14 protein-coding genes are annotated in these 16,773 nt (G+C 72.2%); 7 read left to right on the top strand and 7 right to left on the bottom strand.

Features of this window, described 5'->3' with window-relative positions:
- Positions 1-14 precede the first annotated feature (14 nt).
- The 7 genes from ABZ477_RS09270 (at position 15) to ABZ477_RS09240 (ending at position 8,724) form a co-directional block, all read left to right on the top strand.
- The gene (locus tag ABZ477_RS09270; protein ID WP_360131324.1) at positions 15-1,370 is read left to right on the top strand and encodes an 8-oxoguanine deaminase; all 1,356 of its coding nucleotides are present in this window, start codon (positions 15-17) and stop codon (positions 1,368-1,370) included.
- A gap of 10 nt (positions 1,371-1,380) precedes the next feature.
- The gene (locus ABZ477_RS09265) at positions 1,381-2,220 is read left to right on the top strand and encodes an FAD binding domain-containing protein (RefSeq protein WP_360131321.1); all 840 of its coding nucleotides are present in this window, start codon (positions 1,381-1,383) and stop codon (positions 2,218-2,220) included.
- The gene (locus tag ABZ477_RS09260) at positions 2,217-5,048 is read left to right on the top strand and encodes a molybdopterin cofactor-binding domain-containing protein (protein WP_360131318.1); all 2,832 of its coding nucleotides are present in this window, start codon (positions 2,217-2,219) and stop codon (positions 5,046-5,048) included. Before ABZ477_RS09265 ends, ABZ477_RS09260 begins: the two co-directional genes overlap by 4 nt.
- 112 nt (positions 5,049-5,160) lie before the next feature.
- Entirely contained in the window at positions 5,161-6,288 is a 1,128-nt protein-coding gene (locus tag ABZ477_RS09255) for an ABC transporter substrate-binding protein (RefSeq protein ID WP_360131315.1), read from the top strand.
- A 2-nt stretch (positions 6,289-6,290) separates the two neighbouring features.
- Positions 6,291-7,115 carry an ABC transporter ATP-binding protein gene (locus ABZ477_RS09250; protein ID WP_360131312.1) on the top strand — a complete coding sequence of 275 codons (825 nt, stop codon included), beginning with the start codon at positions 6,291-6,293 and terminating at the stop codon, positions 7,113-7,115.
- Positions 7,115-7,918: an ABC transporter permease subunit gene (locus ABZ477_RS09245; RefSeq protein ID WP_360131309.1), complete on the top strand. Its 804-nt coding sequence runs from the start codon at positions 7,115-7,117 to the stop codon at positions 7,916-7,918. The genes ABZ477_RS09250 and ABZ477_RS09245 overlap by 1 nt, the downstream gene beginning before the upstream one ends.
- Complete coding sequence (locus tag ABZ477_RS09240) at positions 7,918-8,724, top strand: ABC transporter permease subunit (protein ID WP_360131306.1); 807 nt, start codon at positions 7,918-7,920, stop codon at positions 8,722-8,724. Before ABZ477_RS09245 ends, ABZ477_RS09240 begins: the two co-directional genes overlap by 1 nt.
- A gap of 258 nt (positions 8,725-8,982) precedes the next feature.
- Here ABZ477_RS09240 and ABZ477_RS09235 read toward each other — a convergent pair whose 3' ends face one another.
- The 7 genes from ABZ477_RS09235 to allB all read right to left on the bottom strand — a co-directional run bounded on the left by ABZ477_RS09235 (position 8,983) and on the right by allB (position 16,725).
- Entirely contained in the window at positions 8,983-9,207 is a 225-nt protein-coding gene (locus tag ABZ477_RS09235; RefSeq protein WP_360131303.1) for a helix-turn-helix transcriptional regulator, read from the bottom strand.
- A complete protein-coding gene (locus ABZ477_RS09230; RefSeq protein WP_360131300.1) occupies positions 9,208-9,693 on the bottom strand; it encodes a DUF2975 domain-containing protein in 486 nt (161 codons plus the stop codon). It lies immediately after the preceding gene.
- A gap of 193 nt (positions 9,694-9,886) precedes the next feature.
- Positions 9,887-11,170, bottom strand: coding sequence for an allantoate amidohydrolase (locus ABZ477_RS09225; protein ID WP_360131296.1), 1,284 nt, complete (start codon positions 11,168-11,170; stop codon positions 9,887-9,889).
- 31 nt (positions 11,171-11,201) lie between these two features.
- Entirely contained in the window at positions 11,202-12,428 is a 1,227-nt protein-coding gene (locus ABZ477_RS09220) for an alanine--glyoxylate aminotransferase family protein (RefSeq protein ID WP_360131293.1), read from the bottom strand.
- A gap of 139 nt (positions 12,429-12,567) precedes the next feature.
- Positions 12,568-14,175 carry an AtzH-like domain-containing protein gene (locus tag ABZ477_RS09215; RefSeq protein WP_360131290.1) on the bottom strand — a complete coding sequence of 536 codons (1,608 nt, stop codon included), beginning with the start codon at positions 14,173-14,175 and terminating at the stop codon, positions 12,568-12,570.
- A complete protein-coding gene (locus ABZ477_RS09210; protein ID WP_360131287.1) occupies positions 14,168-15,277 on the bottom strand; it encodes an acetamidase/formamidase family protein in 1,110 nt (369 codons plus the stop codon). The genes ABZ477_RS09215 and ABZ477_RS09210 overlap by 8 nt, the downstream gene beginning before the upstream one ends.
- Positions 15,274-16,725, bottom strand: a complete 1,452-nt coding sequence (allB, locus tag ABZ477_RS09205; protein ID WP_360131282.1) for an allantoinase AllB — start codon at positions 16,723-16,725, stop codon at positions 15,274-15,276. The genes ABZ477_RS09210 and allB overlap by 4 nt, the downstream gene beginning before the upstream one ends.
- Positions 16,726-16,773 lie beyond the last annotated feature (48 nt).

Below are 16,773 nucleotides of genomic sequence, written 5' to 3'. Positions count from 1 at the left end.
CCGACAGGATCCACGTGCGCACCATCATCGAAGGCGGCTTCGTCGCAAGCGTCGACCCCGTCGGCACCGAGCACAGGGCAGGGCACGTCGTCATCGACGACGGCGTCATCACGACGGTCGGGGCAGGGCCGACAGCGGCCGAGCAGCGCGAGGATGCCGAGATCATCGATGCGCGCGGATGCCTCGTCACGCCCGGCCTGATCAACACGCACCATCACCTGTACCAGTGGCTCACGCGCGGCTACGCGCAGGACGCGATCCTCTTCGACTGGCTCACTGCTCTGTACCCGCTGTGGTCGCGCATCGACGCGGATCTGACCCGTGCGGGAGCGGCGGGAGCCATGGCGGTGCTCGCGCGGTCCGGCTGCACGACGGTCGGCGACCATCACTACATCTTCCCCAAGGGCTCGGGCGACATCGTCGGAGCGATCGTGGAGTCCGCGGCGCGCGTGGGCGTGCGCCTGCACGCGACGCGCGGGTCGATGGACCTCGGTGCCTCGCAGGGCGGCCTGCCGCCGGACTTCGCAGTCGAGACGACGGATGCCGCGCTCCGCGCCTCGGAGGCTTCCGTCGAGCAATGGCACGACGCGTCGTTCGGGTCGCTCGTGCACGTCGCGATCGCACCGTGCTCGCCGTTCTCCGTGACGGCCGACCTCCTGCGCGAAGCCGCCATGCTCGCGCGGAGCCTCGACGTGCGGCTGCACACGCACGCGTCCGAGACCGTCGAGGAGGACGCCTACTGCGCCGAGCGCTTCGGCAAGACCCCGACGCAGTACCTCGAAGACCTCGGCTGGCTCGGCGACGACGTCTGGATGGCGCACTGCGTGCATCTGGACGAGCGCGCGATAGAGAGATATGCCGCGACCGGCACGGGCGTCGCGCACTGCCCTTCGTCCAACGGCCGTCTCGCGGCCGGCATCGCGCCCGTGCGCGATCTGCTGCGCGCGGGCGTGCCCGTCGGGCTCGGCGTCGACGGCGCCGCCTCCAACGAGTCGGGGCAGCTGGGCATCGAGATCCGCGAGGCCGTGCTCATGAACCGCCTCCGTACGGGCGCCGACTCGTTCAGCGTCCGCGACGGCCTGCGCGTCGCGACGATGGGGGGCGCGCGCGTGCTGGGCCGGGACGCCGAGATCGGCTCACTCGAACCCGGCAAGCTCGCCGACATCGCCGTCTGGCGCGTCGACGGGGTGGAGCACGCCGGCATCCTCGATCCGGTCGCAGCCCTCGGCCTGGGCGCGATGCCGCCCCTCCACCGGCTCCTCGTCGGCGGCCGGGCGATCGTCGTCGACGGCGAGCTCGCGACCGCCGAGGAGCCCATCATCGCGGACGAGGTCGCGGCCGCCTCGCGCGAGCTCGCGGCCCGGCTGTAGCGAGGCATCCGTGGACATCGACACCGTCACGACCTACCGGCGAGCGCGTACGCGCGACGACCTCGCGCTCGCCCCGGGCGAGACCCTGATCGCGGGCGGCACGTGGCTCATGAGCGAGCCTCAGCCCGCCACGACGGGGTTCGTCGACCTCACCACGCTCGGCTGGCCCGACCTCGAGGTCGCCGACGCGGGACTGCGGATCGGCGCGACATGCACGATCGCGCGCCTGGTCGCGTGGTCCCGCGATCGCGCCGCCCATCCGCCCCGACCGCCCGAGTGGACCGCGACGGCGATGATCCCGGATGCCGCGAACGCCCTCCTGGCATCCTTCAAGATCTGGAACACGGCGACGGTGGGCGGCAACGTGTGCCGGTCGTTCGCCGCCGGCGCGATGGTCTCGCTGGCGGCAGCCCTGGACGGCGTCGCCGTCGTCTGGACGCCCGACGGCGGCGAGCGCCGCCTCCCCGTGGCCGACCTCGTGACGGGCAACGGCACGAACGGCCTGGCGGCCGGCGACGTGCTGCGGGCCGTCGAGCTGCCCGCGGCGGCACTGCGCTCGCGGGCGGTCCTGCGCAAGATCGCGCTCGCGGAACTCGGCCGGTCCGGGGCGGTCGTCACAGGGCGTGTGGACGAGGACGGGTCCGCGGTGTTCGGCGTCACGGCCGCGACGCTGCGGCCGGTCGTGCTGCGCTACGCGTCGCTCCCGGATGCTGAGACTCTCGCAGCAGACGTCGAGGCCGCACCCGGCTATTACACCGACCCGCTCGGCGCAGCGGACTGGCGGCGCGCCGTCTCAGAGGTGCTCGCGGAGCGGATCCGGGCCGAGCTCGCAGAAGGGCCCGCCGCATGAGGCTCGAGGTCAACGGCGAGCCCCTCGACGCCGAGCCGCGCCCGGGTCAGTGCCTGCGCACGCTCCTTCGCGAGCACGGCCGGTTCGAGGTCAAGAAGGGGTGCGACGCGGGCGACTGCGGGGCGTGCGCCGTGATCCTCGACGGCGAGCCCGTGCACTCGTGCATCATCCCCGCCGTTCGGGCAGAAGGCGCGAGCGTCACGACGGCGGCGGGCCTCGCGCCCGGCGACGCCCTGCACCCCGTGCAGGAGGCCCTCGTCGAGCACTTCGGCTTCCAGTGCGGGTTCTGCACGCCCGGCATGAGCGTCACCGCATCGAGCCTCACCGCGGACGACCTGCCCGACCTCGACCGCCGCATGAAGGGCAGCCTGTGCCGCTGCACGGGCTACCGCCCCATCCGCGATGCGATCACGGAATCGGTCCTCGGGCCTGTCCACGAGACCGGATCGGCGGGGTCGAACCCTCCGGTCGTTGAGCGAGGGAGCGGAGCGACCGAGACGAAACGCGCGAGCGCGGCGCCCACGCCCGGCAGTCCGGACCAGGGCGTCGGCCGCTCGGTCGTCCCCGAGGCCGCCCGGCGCGTCGTGCAGGGCCTCGAGCCCTTCACGTTCGACACGACCGTGCCCGGCGCCCTCGTGCTCCGCGTCCTGGGGTCGCCCCACGCGCACGCCCGCATCACGTCCATCGACACCGCCGAAGCCCTTGCCGTCCCCGGAGTCGTCGCGGTCTTCACTCACGAGGATGCCCCGGCCAAGCGCTACTCCTCGGCCCGCCACGAGCACCGCGAGGACGATCCCGACGACCTCCGCCTGCTCGACGACGTCGTCCGGCACATCGGCCAGCGGGTCGCGGCCGTCGTGGCAGAGACGGGCGCCGCGGCGGAGGAGGCTCTGCGCCGCATCCGCGTCGAGTACGACGTCCTGCCCGCCGTGTTCGACCCTGAGCAGGCCCGGCAGCCGGGCGCTCCGCTCGTGCACCCGCACCTGACCCCCGCCGATCGAGTCGCCGAGGCATCCCGCAACGTCATCGCGACGCTCCACGACGGCTTCGGCGGAGACGTCGACCAGGCGCTGGCGGAGTCCGCCGTCACGGTGCGCGGCACGTGGCAGACGCAGCGCGTGACACACGCGCAGCTCGAGACGCACGGCGCGATCGGCCGACTCGACGACGACGGGCGGCTCGTCATCCGATCGAGCACGCAGGTGCCGTTCCTCACGCGGAACGAGCTCGCGCACCTGTTCGACCTCGACCGCGATCGCGTCCGCGTCTTCGCGGCGCGGGTGGGCGGCGGGTTCGGCGGCAAGCAGGAGATCTTCGCGGAGGACCTCGTCGCCCTCGCGGTGCTGCGCACGGGCCGGCCTGTCGCGTACGAGTTCTCGCGCACCGACGAGTTCCGCCGCGCGTCGGTGCGGCATCCCATGCGCGTCTCGGTGTCGCTCGGCGCGACCGCCGAGGGACTCCTCACCGCCATGAAGGTCGACGTCCTGAGCGACACGGGCGCGTACGGCAATCACGCGATCGGCGTCATGTTCCACGGCTGCGCCGAGTCGATCGCCGTGTACAAGAGCCCCGTCAAGCGGGTCGACGCCGAGGTGGTCTACACGAACAACGTCCCCTCCGGCGCCTTCCGCGGCTACGGCCTGGGCCAGGTCATGCTCGGCGTCGAATCGGCGATGGACATGCTCGCCGAGCGCCTCGGCATGGACCCCTTCGAGATCCGACGGCTCAACGTCGTGCAGGAGGGCGACTCGCTCCACGAGACCGAGGACGACTACGAGGACGACCTCGTGTGGGGCAGCTACGGCCTCGACCAGTGCCTCGACCTCGCCGAGGCGGCGCTGCGCCGCGGCAACGGCGTGTCGGCGCCGTCCGGCTGGCTCACGGGCGAGGGCATGGCGCTCGGGATGCTGTCCACCATGGCCCCCGGCGGCCACATCTCGCACACGACGGCGACGCTCCGCCCCGACGGCACCTACCTGCTCGCAGCCGGCACGGCCGAGTTCGGCAACGGCACCACCACGGTGCACCGCCAGATCGCGTCCACGGTGCTGGCGGCATCCTTCGACCGCCTCGACCTGCGCAGCTCCGATACGGATGCCGTCCGCCACGACACCGGCGCGTTCGCGTCGGCCGGGATCACGGTGGCGGGCAAGGCGCTGCACGCCGCGTGCACGACGCTGCGGGAGCGGATGGTCACGATCGCGGCCGAGCTGTCCGGAGCCCCCGCCGAGGAGTGCGTCCTCGCAGAGGACGGCGTGCGCACGCCCGCGGGCCTCGTCGGGTTCGCGCGGATCGTCGAGGCCGCCCCCGAGTCCCAGCGCAGCGCCGACGGACTCGTCGCAGACGGGCGGGAGTTCGGCGACGTCCGATCCCTCGTCTTCAACGTGCACGCCGCGCGGGTCGCCGTCGAGCCCGAGACGGGGACCGTGCGGGTGCTGCAGTCGGTGCAGGCCGCGGATGCCGGGTTCGTCATGAACCCGGCGCAGTGCCGCGGCCAGGTCGAGGGCGGGGCCGCGCAGGGCCTCGGCAGCGCGCTGTACGAGGAGGTCTTCGTCGAGGACGGCCAGGTGCTGAACCCCGTGTTCCGGCAGTACCGCGTGCCGCAGATGGCGGACGTGCCCGTGACGGAGGTGTACTTCGCCCAGACGTCGGACGACCTGGGGCCCTTCGGCGCGAAGTCGATGAGCGAGTCACCGTACAACCCCGTCGCGCCCGCGATCGGCAACGCCATCTCGCGCGCGCTCGGGACGCGGGTCTTCGAGCAGCCGTTCTCCCGCGATCGGGTCTGGCGGGCTGCGCGGAACACCCGCGGGATGCCGCGACCCTGAGTCCGACATCCCCTCGGTCTGAGTGTCACACCGCGGAAACACGTGTGCGCACGTGCGGAAACGTGCGGGGAATAGCGTCGGGCGGACAGCTCCCACCCTGAAAGGGTTCCCGATGGCATCACACAGCACAGCAGCGCGCCGCGGCATCCGCGGTCGCCTCCTCGCCCTCGCAGTCGGCCTCGCCGCGTCGAGCCTCGCCCTCGGGGCGTGCGCGTCGTCCGGCGCGACCTCCGAGCCCGGATCGAGCGACGGCGAGGCCGCCTCCTACGGCGAGATCAGCGTCCAGTACTCGTGGATCAAGAACGAGGAGTTCGCCGGCGAGTTCTACGCGTACGAGAACGGCTACTACGACGAGGCCGGCTTCTCCGACGTGATCGGCATCTCGGGCCCCGACACGGGCGTCGCGAAGCTCCTGTCCGGCACGGTCCAGGTCGCGCTGAGCGATGCCGCCTCGATCGGCGCGGCGATCGCCGAGCAGGATGCGCCGCTGAAGATCATCGGCGCGACGTTCCAGAAGAACCCGTTCACGATCCTGTCCCTCGCCGACGGTGGGAACATCCAGACGCCCGAGGACCTCATCGGCAAGAAGATCGGCGTGCAGGACTCCAACGCCTCGGTCTTCGCAGCGCTCCTCAACGCCAACGGGATCGACCCGTCGGAGGTCACCGTCGTCCCCGTCGACTTCGACCCGACGCCGCTCATGAACGGCGATGTCGACGGCTTCATGGCGTACCTCACCAACGAGGCCATCACCGTGGAACTCGCGGGCTACGAGACGACGAACCTCGCCTACGCCGAGAACGGCGTCCCGTACGTCGCCGAGACCTACAGCGTCACCGACCAGTACCTCGCCGAGAACAAGGAGCTCCTGAAGGCGTTCCTCATCGCCGAGATCAAGGGCTGGAGCGACGTCTTCACGGAGTCGACCGACGAGACCGTGTCGCTCATCACGAAGTACTACAACCAGGCGGCGGATGAGTCGGCGGACGGTCTCGAGGCCGTGTTCGGCGACCTCGACCCGGAGAAGACGGCCCTCGGCCTTGAGGCCGAGAAGCTGCTCATCTCGACCGAGGAGACCGAGGCGAGCGGCCTCTTCACGATCTCGGACGAGCTCAAGGAGCAGACGATCGACTCGCTCGCCGCAGCCGGCTGGGACGTCGACGTCGAGGACCTCTTCGACACGACGATCATCGATGAGATCTACGCCGAGAACCCCGACCTGATCGACTACCTCCCCTGATCATGATCGAGCGCACCACCGCGCCGGATGCCGGTGTCCAGACGGGCACCGGCATCCGGATCGACGGTCTCAGCAAGACCTTCAGCACGGGGCGCGGTCGCACCGTGACGGCGCTGCAGGACACCCACCTGCACACCGACCAGGGATCGTTCCTCGCCCTCCTCGGCCCCTCGGGCTGCGGCAAGTCGACGATCCTGCGGATCCTCGCCGACCTCGAGTCGCCGTCGTCGGGCGAGGTCCGGGTCGACGGCAAGACGCCGCACGAGCTGCGCGCCGCGAGTGAGCTCGGCATCGCGTTCCAGGACCACGCGCTGCTGCCGTGGCGGACCGTCGAGAGCAACATCCGGCTGCCGTTCGAGGTCGCCGGCCGCAGCGTCGACAAGGCGTACATCGACGAGCTCATCGGGCTCGTGGGCCTGACGGGCTTCGAGAAGTCCCGCCCCGCGCAGCTGAGCGGCGGCATGCGCCAGCGCGTCTCGATCGCCCGCGCGCTCGCCCTCAAGCCCTCCGTCCTCCTCCTCGACGAGCCCTTCGGCGCGCTCGACGACATGACGCGCCAGAACCTCAACCTCGAGCTCCTGCGCATCTGGACCGAGAAGCCCGCGACGACGCTCCTCGTGACGCACGGCATCACGGAGGCGATCTTCCTGTCGGACCGCGTCGCCGTCATGTCGCCGCGGCCGGGCCGCGTCAAGGAGATCATCGAGATCGACCTCCCCCGCCCGCGCCTGCCCGAGATGCAGCGCACGCCCGAGTTCCACGAGCTCGTCGACCGCGCGTCCGAGCTGCTCTTCGGCGCCGACGGCCGCGCCGCCGCGGAGGCCTGATGCGCCGCCGGGCGATGCCGACCTGGCTCGCGGCCGTCATCGGAGCCGTCGTGCTCGTCGTCGCGTGGTGGATCTTCGCGGCGACGGTCTTCACGCCCCCCGCGGGCACCGACTACACGCCCGTGCCCTCGCCGCTCACGGTGCTCCAGACGATCGTCTCGGACGGGCTCGCGCCCTACTGGACGGTCTTCCAGGTCACGATCTCGGAGGCCATCATCGGGTACGCGTGGGGCAACGGCGTCGCGCTCCTCCTCGCGGCCACGGTGCTCGTCATCCCGCGGATCGAGCCGATCGTGATGCAGGTCGCGGTCGTGAGCTACTGCCTTCCCGTCGTCGCCGTCGGCGGCATCGCGATCGTGACGCTGGGCGGTGCGAAGCGGCCCGGCGACCCCAGCTCGACGGCGATCTTCCTCGCGGCCCTCGCGGTGTTCTTCACGACGGTCGTCGGCGCCGTGCTCGGCTTCAAGGCCGCCGACAGGGCGAGCCTCGACGTCGTGCGCGTCTACGGCGGTTCGCGCTTCATGCAGCTGCGCAAAGTCCGGCTCATCGCTGCGCTCCCGTCGATCCTCAACGCCCTGCAGATCGCCGTGCCGAGCGCCTTCCTCGGCGCCGTGCTCGGCGAGTACATGGGTGCGATCGACCGCGGCGTCGGCATCACCCTCATCAAGCTGCAGGGCGACCTCGACTCGGCGCGGGTGTGGGCCGTCTTCCTCCTGACGGCTCTCATCGCCCTGGCGGGGTATCTCGTCGTGGGCTTGGTGGCACGTGCCGTGACGCCGTGGGTCTCGGGGAGGGCGGCCTGATGCGCAGCCGCGGAATCCAGCGGACCGTCCTCCGCTCGACGGGCTACTCCCTCGTGAGCATCGTCGTGATCCTGCTCCTGTGGCAGGCGGTCGTGAGCCTCACGGGCATCTCGCCCTACGTCGCGAAGGGCCCGCTTCAGGTCTTCGAGCATCTCTTCACGGGTGAGGATGCCGCGGAGAACCGCGCGGAGCTCGCGCCCCTGCTCGCCCAGACGATGCAGGATGCCGCGATCGGCTTCGTCGTCGGGATGCTGGCAGCCATCGCGCTGGCGATCGCCTTCTCGCTCTCCAAGGCCGTCGAGGCGGGCGTCATGCCCCTCGCGCTCCTGCTGCGCAGCGTCCCGCTCGTGGCCCTGGCCCCCGTCATCATCCTCATCACCGGACGCGGGTCGACAGCATCCGTCGCCGTCATCGGGAGCATCGTCGTGCTCTTCCCCGCGCTCGCGTCGGTCCTGTACGGCCTGAGCCGCGCGACGCCGCAGAGCCTGGACCTCGTGCACGTGTACGGCGGGATGCGGGCGACCGCGATGCGGAAGGTCAACTTCCCCGGCGCGGCGCCGTCGCTGTTCGCGGCGGCGCGCGTGTCGGTGCCCGGCGCCGTGACGGGCGCGCTCCTGGCGGAGTGGCTGTCGACGGGCACCGGCATCGGCGGGATGATCCAGAAGTTCAGCGCCTCCGCGCGCTTCGACGACCTGTGGGCATCGGTCGCGGTCATCACACTGCTGACGCTCGTGCTCTACAACGTCGTCCAGATCGTCGAGAACGCCGTGCTCGCCCAGCTCGGGATGTCGACCCGCCTGACCTGACGGCGGGCTCGGGGTGGCGTTTGGTCTCGCTTCGCTCGCTCAACGACCGGGAGTTTGCGGTCGTTGAGCGAGGGAGCGAAGCGACCGAGACGAAACGCCACCGCCCGCCACCTTGCCTCGGTAGGGGCCGGACTGCGTTCGCAACTCAGGCTGGCCAGCGGCGACACGCCGCGAAACCGCCTCTGAGAGCCGGCGGGGTCGATCCAGCCTGAGTTGCGAACGGGGACGTGCCGCGACCGCGCCACTGGGAAGGGCCCGTCAGACCTCCTGCGCAGGCGGGGAGGGCTCCCAGCGGAGGATGTCGCCGGGCTGGCAGTCGAGGACCTCGCACAGGGCGTCGAGGGTCGTGAAGCGCACGGCCTTCGCACGTCCGTTCTTGAGGACCGCGAGATTGGCGGGCGTGATGCCGATCCGCTCGGCGAGCGTGCCGACGGCCATCTTTCGGCGCGCGAGCATGACGTCCACGTCGATGACGATGGGCACTCAGACCACCTCGTCCAGCTCGGCACGCAGGGCCCGGGCCTCGTTCCCGCGCTCGATCGCCTGCCTGAGGAGTGTCTTCATGACGACCACGAGCAGCGCGATGCCCCCGAGCACGAGTGCGGCACCGCAGATGAGGCCGACGATGCCGGGTGCCGCCCCGCCCGGCGCGAGCATGACCGCGATCGCGAACACGATGACGGCGGCGGCCGCGAACGCCCAGACGATGACGTCGACGTACCGGAACGACGACTCCGAGAACACCGAGCCCTTGCGAACCCTCGTCAGCAGCATCCAGATGCAGACGGCGAACACCTGCATCGTGAGGACGGCCGCCACGAGGAGCGTCACGAAGGTGATCCGGGACCATTGGGCGGTTCCCTCGAGGTCCCGCCACACGGCCGGCACGATCAACGTCTGCACGACGAGCGAACCGGCGAGCGCCAGCGCGATCACGACCTGCAGGATCACCACGGTTGCCTTTCCCATCACACCCTCCTCCGTCGAGTAACAGCAGGAATCTATCGTTTATCGATCGGTAATGCAAAGGAATCGATAGATGGGACGTTGAACGTGTGCGCCCGGCGCCGGCGTTTCGTCTCGCTTCGCTCGCTCAACGACCGATCACGGTCGTTGAGCGAGGGAGCGAAGCGACCGAGACGAAACGCGCTGGCCCTTCGGGTCAGGTCGGCTCGGCGGCCAGGTGCAGCACGGCCTCGGCGAGGGCCCGGATGCCGAGGCCCACGTCATCGGTCGAGACGGCCTCGTCGGGGTGATGGCTGATGCCGTCGGGGTTGCGGAGGAACAGCATCCCGACGTCCGTGATGGCGCCGATCGCCATGCCGTCGTGCCCCGCGGGGCTGAAGAGCGTCACGGGAGGCGCGACGGGCGCGGTCGAGGCGATGCCGGCGCCGATGACCTCCTGCAGGAGCGGCGCGCAGAAGACGGCGGGGGCGCTGTGCACTTCGCGCGCGCTCCAGCGCAGGCCGCGGCGGCCCATGATCGCGTCGAGCTCGCGCGCGATCGCGTTCCAGACGCGGTCTCGCTCGCCGTCGAACTCGCCGCGCAGGTCGAGGCTGAACCGGGCCTCGCCGGGCACGATGTTGACCGCCCCGGGGAAGGCCTCGAGCTGCCCGACCGTGCCGATGATGTGGTGCTCGGCGCGGCAGATCGTCTCGACGGCGAGCGCCGCCTCGGATGCGCCCAGGAGCGCGTCGCGACGCATGTCGTAGGGCGTGCCGCCCGCGTGCCGCGCCTCGCCCTCGACGAGCAGCTGGAACCTCCGCGCGCTCGCGATCGACGACACGACGGCGAGCGACTCGCCGCGGCGGTCGAGCTCGGGCCCCTGCTCGATGTGCGCCTCGAGGTAGCCGACGAGGTCGGACGGGCGCCGGGCGGCCTCGTCGATGCGCCCGGGGTCGAGTCCGAAGTCGAGGAAGGCCTCGCGCACGGTCGTGCCCTCGGCATCCGTCAGGCTCCACCATTCGTCGGACCACGACCCCGCGACGGCCGACGAGCCGAGGAGGGCCTTGCCGAAGCGCGTGCCCTCCTCGTCCGAGAAGGCGACCACCTCGAGCGCGAAGGGGAAGGGCGAGAGCCACGTGCCGTCCGGACCGGGCGCGCGCAGGAGGCGCACGACCTCGAGCGCCATGAGCACGCCCGCGATGCCGTCGTACCGGCCCGCATCGGGGACGGTGTCCAGGTGCGAGCCGAGGAGGAGCGCCGGGGCGTCGGGCGGCCCGAGCCGTCCGACCTGGTTGCCCGCGGCATCCTGCCTCGTCGTCATGCCGACCTCGCGCATCCACTCGGCGGCGAGGCGGTTCACGCGCGCGTGCTCGGGCGAGAGGTACACGCGCTCGATGCGACCGGGCGTCGACGTGACGCGCGCGAGCTCGTCGCAGCGCGCCATGACCCGCCGGGCGGCCGAGGCGATCTGGTCGGGAGTGGCATCGAGGCGGGGGATCATCCGGCCTCCGGGCCCCACGCGCAGCCGCTGCTCACGCTGCACCCGCGTATATGTCGGTCGCGGCATCCACGCCCGCGCCTGCAGGCACGGCGACGCCGAAGCGCGCGAGCGTCGCCTCGAGGGCGGCGAGCGTCGTGAGCACGGCGTCCTTGCGGGCGTTGTAGCCCATCGTGCCGATGCGCCACACGCGGCCGTGGAGCGGGCCGAAGGAAGTCCCGATCTCGATGCCGAAGTCGTCGAGGAGCGCGGCGCGCGCGGCGTCCCCCGGCACGCCCTCGGGGATCTCGACCGCGACGACGTTGTTCATCTTGTGGCCGAGGTCGCCGAAGACGGTGAGACCCAGCGCCTGCACGCCCGCGAGCATCGCGGAGCCGGCGACCCGATGCCGCTCGATGACGGCATCCCGCCCCTCCAGCAGGAGCACGCGCGCGCACTCGCGCGCCGCGTAGAGCATCGACGTGGCCTCGGTGTGATGGTTGAGGCGGCGCGGACCCCAGTAATCCAGGATCATGCCGAGGTCGAAGTAGTTCGACCTCACGAAGTCGGGCGCCGAGGGGTCGCCGGGCTCGCGGATTCCGGCCTCGATCTTCTTGCGCGCCTGGACGATCTCGAAGGCGCGGTCCGAGAGCGTGAGGGGCGCCGATCCTGACGGCCCGCCGAGGCACTTCTGCAGGCCTGCCGTCGCGGCATCCAGTCCCCACGCGTCGGCTTCGAACGCGTTGCCGCCGAGGGATGCTGTCGCATCCGTGTAGAACAGCACCCCGTGCTTCGCGCAGATCGCGCCGACTTCGTCGAGCGGCTGGTTCATCGTCGTCGAGGTGTCGCCCTGCACGAGGGCCAGGAGCGCCGGGCGGACCCGCACGATCGCCTCCTCGATGACCGAGGGCGGGAACACCTGGCCCCAGTCCGTCTCGATCGTGTGCACCTCGGCCATCGCGCGCTCGGCGATCTCGGCGAGGAGGTGGCCGAAGCGTCCGAAGACGGGCACGAGCACGCGGTCGCCGGGACGGATGAGCGACACGAGCGCAGCCTCGATGCCGGCGCGCGACGTGCCGTCGATGAGGAGCGTCGCGTCGTTCGCCGTCGCCCACACGCCGCGGTACAGCTCCTGCGTCTCGGTCATCGTCGCCGTCATGAAGGGGTCGTACTGCCCGACGAGGGGCGCCGACATCGCGCGCAGGACGCTCGGGTAGGCGCCGATGGGCCCGGGCCCCATGAGCAGCCGCGCGGGCGGATCGATCGGTCCGGGGATGTTCATGAGACCTCTCTCTCCTGGGCGCGCCGCAGCGATGCCGAACCCACCCCTTCTCGCCGAACCCACCCGCTCCGGGCAGCGGAAACGGGTGGGCTCGGCAGAAGCGGGTGGGTTCGACGGGCGGGCGGGGTGGACATGCGACTCATGACAGCTCCGGCAGGGTCGGGTCGGCGACGATGCGCGCGAGGCGGCGGGCGAGGCGCACGAGCGCGATGTCGGTGCCCGCGCGCGAGACGAGGCACACGCCGACGGGAGCCGGCCCCAGGCGGGACGGCACGGTGAGCAGCGGCACCGAGACGGCGGGCAGGCCCGCGACGGCGGCGGGCGTCGTCATGCGCAGCGTCGCCTGCCGCACGGCGTCGACGTGCTCTCCGCCGTGCGTGCGCAGCGGCGCGGGCCCGGGCACGGTCGGCATGATGAGCACGGCGTTCGCCACGAGCCCCTGCACCTGCTCGCGCAGCGGCTCGAGCGCGCGGCGAGCGGATGCCTCGGCCTCGGGCGTCACCGCGGATGCGAGGCGGAAGCGCTCGGCGACGGCGGGGCCGACAGCATCCGGATGCTCGCGGAGCCACTCGCCGTTGTTGCGCCAGGCCTCCGCCGCCTGGACGGTGCGGAAGGGCTCGAAGTACTCGTCGAGGCTCCCGAGCGCGACGCGGGCGAAGAAGGGCGGGTCGTCGGATGCCGCGACCCTGACGATCAGCCCCTCGAAGGCGGCGCGCGTCTCGGGCTCGACGGCCGCGAGCACCTCCTCGGGGACGAACAGGCGCCACGGCAGGTCCGCGCCGGACTCGCCGTACACGCTCTCGGTCGACTCGGATCCGTCGTAGCTGAGGCACCAGTCCACGACCCGCTGCAGGGTCGCGCCGTCGCGCGTGAGCCAGCCGACAGTGTCGAAGGACTGCGCGAGCGGCAGGAGGCCCTGCCGCGGCACGAGGCCGTGCGTCGTGCGCAGCCCCCACAGCCCCTGGTACGAGGCCGGCACGCGGACCGACCCCGCCGTGTCGGTCGCAAGCCCGATCTCGGCCTGGCCCGTCGCGACGGCCGAGGCCGGTCCGCTCGAGGAGCCGCCGGGCAGCGCACCCGGCAGCGCGCCGTTGGGCGGAGTGCCGTAGTGGACGTTGTCGCCCGCGATGCTGTACGCGAACTCGTCCGTGCGCGCGATGCCCCGCAGCGACGCGCCGCCGCGCAGGAGGTCGCCGACGGCGGGCGCGGTCGTCGACTCCGCGCGCGCCTCGGCGAGGAAGGCGGGGTTGCCCGCGCCGATCCGGTAGCCCTTGATCGCGAAGAGGTCCTTGACCGCGACGGTGAGTCCGGCGAGCGGCCCCTCCCAGGCGCCCTGGTACAGCGGATCCCCGACCGTGCGCCACACCGATCGGTCCAGCGCCTGCGCGCGCGGCGTGACGTGCGCTGCCGTGATGAGCCAGCGCCCGGCGATGCGCTCCCACAGCTGCGTCTGCAGGCCCGTGCCGCCGCCGAGGTAGCGCGACACCGACACGATGAGCGCGGCATCCTCGCTCAGCGGCCGGTACTCGACGCGCTCGATCGTCCGCGGGGGCACGCCGCCCCGCACGCCCCGGAACGCACTGATGGCGTCGTGGCCCACGAGCAGGCCCGCACCGTCGCCGCGGATCGTGTCGGGTCCCGGTGCGAAGGCGGCGTCGAGCGCGTCGAGGTCGTTGGACAGGATGGCGCGCTCATAGTCCTCGAAGGCGGTGAACAGGTCGTCGGGGAGGGCGTTCGCGTCAGACATCGGTGGCCTCCCCGGGGCGGGCCACGCCGGCGAAGTCGGCGAGGCGGATGCGGGCATGGATGCCGCACACGATGTCCACGACCTGCGAGATGTCGAAGTCCGTCGCTGCGCTGAGATAGGCGTACGCGAGGTGCTCTTCCATGCCCCAGCGCGCCGAGATGAGCCGGATCGCCGCGTGCACGCAGTTGCGCATCGCGACGTTCAGGTCGGGGTCGAGCCCCGTCGGCACGAGGTATTCAGCCGTGCGCACGAGCGGTCCCGTGACGTCGCCGAGGGCCGCGAGCGCCTGCGCGCGGGGGACGACGTCGAACCGCAGCGTCGCGCGGAGGGATGCCTCGAGCGCCGTGAGCGCGACCTCGCCGTCGCCCTGCGCGAAGTGGGGGTCGCCGAGGTACGCGAGCGCGCCCGGCACCTGGACCGGCAGGTACAGGACGGAGCCCTCGGTCAGGAGCTTGATGTCGATGTTGCCGCCGTGCGACCCCGGGGGCACGGAGTGCGGCCGCTCGTCCGACGCGACGGCGACGCCCATCGTGCCGAGGAACGGCGCGAGCGGGAACTCGACGACCCGCTCGCCGCCGTCCTGGATCGGCAGGACGCCGACGAGCGCGCCGCCGCGCTCCTCGACCGGGGTGAAGACGCTGACGCTGCCCTCGCTGCGGGGCAGCACACCGACGAGCGCGCCCTTGCCGTGCCGGTTGGAGATGACGCCGTACGGCACGCGCGGCACGAGCCGCTCGACCGTGATCCTGAGCAGGTCGCCGGGCTCGGCTCCCTCGACGCGGATCGGCCCCGTCACGATGTGCGGCCCGTCCGCCGCGGGGTCGCGCGAGACCGCCGCGGCGATCTCGACGGCGTCTTCGAGCACGGATGCCGCGTCCACGCCGTGCCGGCCGAAATAGGCCAGGGGGTCCTTCCCCTGGTCCTCGAGGATGCCCTCGTGGCTCACGGTGTCGACCGTGACGGTCGCGCCCGGCGTGATCGTGAGGACGGCGGCATCCGTCGCACACGGCAGTCGGCCCCACAGCACCGTCTCGGGCGTCGAGCGCAGGTAGTGGTCGCCCGGCACCTCGCCCGTGCCCGGCTGGAGGATCTCGACGGTCACAGTGCTCCTTCTTCGGCGAGGGCTTCGGCGCCCGGCGCCCCGGCGGCTTGCGCGCCGGGCGCCCCGGCGGCTTGCGTGCCGGGTGCCGCTGCCGCGGTGGTCGCGGCTGCGCCAGCCTCGGCGGCGGTGGACGCCAGGATCTCACGCCCGTTCCGGGCCACGACAGCACCGTCGTACGCGAGCGCGCCGTGCACCCAGGTCGCCTCGACACGGCCATGAAGCGTCGCGCCGTCCCACGGCGAGAGCTTGTTGCGGTACTCGAGGTCGGCCGCCCGCACCGTCCACGGCGCATCCGGCCGGAACACGGCGAGGTGTGCCGGCTCGCCGACGGCGAGCGTCCCGCGCGTCCCGAGTCCGCCGATCCGCGCAGGCCCGCTCGTGAAGAGCGGCAGGATCCGCTCGAGCGGGATGCCGCGCGTGCGCGCCTCGGTCCACACCGCGGCGAGCCCGGTCTGCAGGCCCGCGATCCCGCCCCACGCGAGGCCGAAGTCGCCGCCGCCCTGCTCCTTGAGTGCGCGGGTGGACGGTGAATGGTCGCTCACGATCGCGTCGATCGTGCCGTCGAGGAGGCCTGCCCAGAGGAGGTCCTGGTTCGCGGCGTCGCGGATCGGCGGGCAGCATTTGAAGGCAGCATCCCCGTCCGGAACATCCTCGGCGCGCAGCGTCAGGTAGTGCGGGCACGTCTCGACCGTGAGGCGCACGCCGTCGGCCTTGGCGGCGCGCACGGCGTCGAGCGCCGTGCCGTCCGAGACATGCACGATATGCGCGCGGGCGCCCGTGCGGCGGGATGCCTCGATCACGGTGCGGATCGCGGCGTCCTCGCTCGCGGGCGGGCGCGAGGCGAGGAAGTCGGCGTACCTCCGGCCGAGGGGCCCGTCGCCGTGGAGGTGCGCCGGATCCTCCGCGTGCACGATGAGGATGCTGTCGAACTCGGCGATCTCGGCGAGCGCCTCCTCGAGCTGGGCCGAGGTGAGGTGCCCGAACTCGTCGATCCCGGACGGGGAGAGGAAGCACTTGAAGCCGACGACTCCCGCGTCGGCGAGCGCCCGGAGGCTCCCGAGGTTCTCCGGCACGGCGCCGCCCCAGTAGCCGAGGTCGACGGCGAGCTTGCCGGCCGCAGCGGCCCGCTTGGCCGCGACCGCGGCGACGGTCGTCGTGACGGGGACGGAGTTCAGCGGCATGTCGAGCACGGTCGTGACCCCGCCGGCCGCCGCGGCGGCCGTCCCCGTCGCGAACCCCTCCCACTCCGTGCGGCCCGGCTCGTCCAGGTGCACGTGCGAGTCGACGAGCCCGGGCAGCAGGACGGCGTCGTCGGGGACGAGGTCGGCGGCTGCCGCGTCGAACGGCTCGATCGCGGCGATGACGCCCTCCTCGATGCGCACCGTGGCCGCGGTCCAGGCGCCGTCGACGAAGGCTCGCCGGGCGGCGAGGGTCGTGGATCCGGTCATGCGCTCACGCTAGACCGGCAGCGTTTCCCGGGTGTTACCCGATCCGCG

The organism is Microbacterium sp. NPDC019599 (genome assembly GCF_040632175.1).
In the GTDB taxonomy this organism is placed as follows: domain Bacteria; phylum Actinomycetota; class Actinomycetes; order Actinomycetales; family Microbacteriaceae; genus Microbacterium.
Note: the sequence above shows the minus strand (reverse complement) of the source record. Positions and strands in the feature narration are given on the sequence as shown.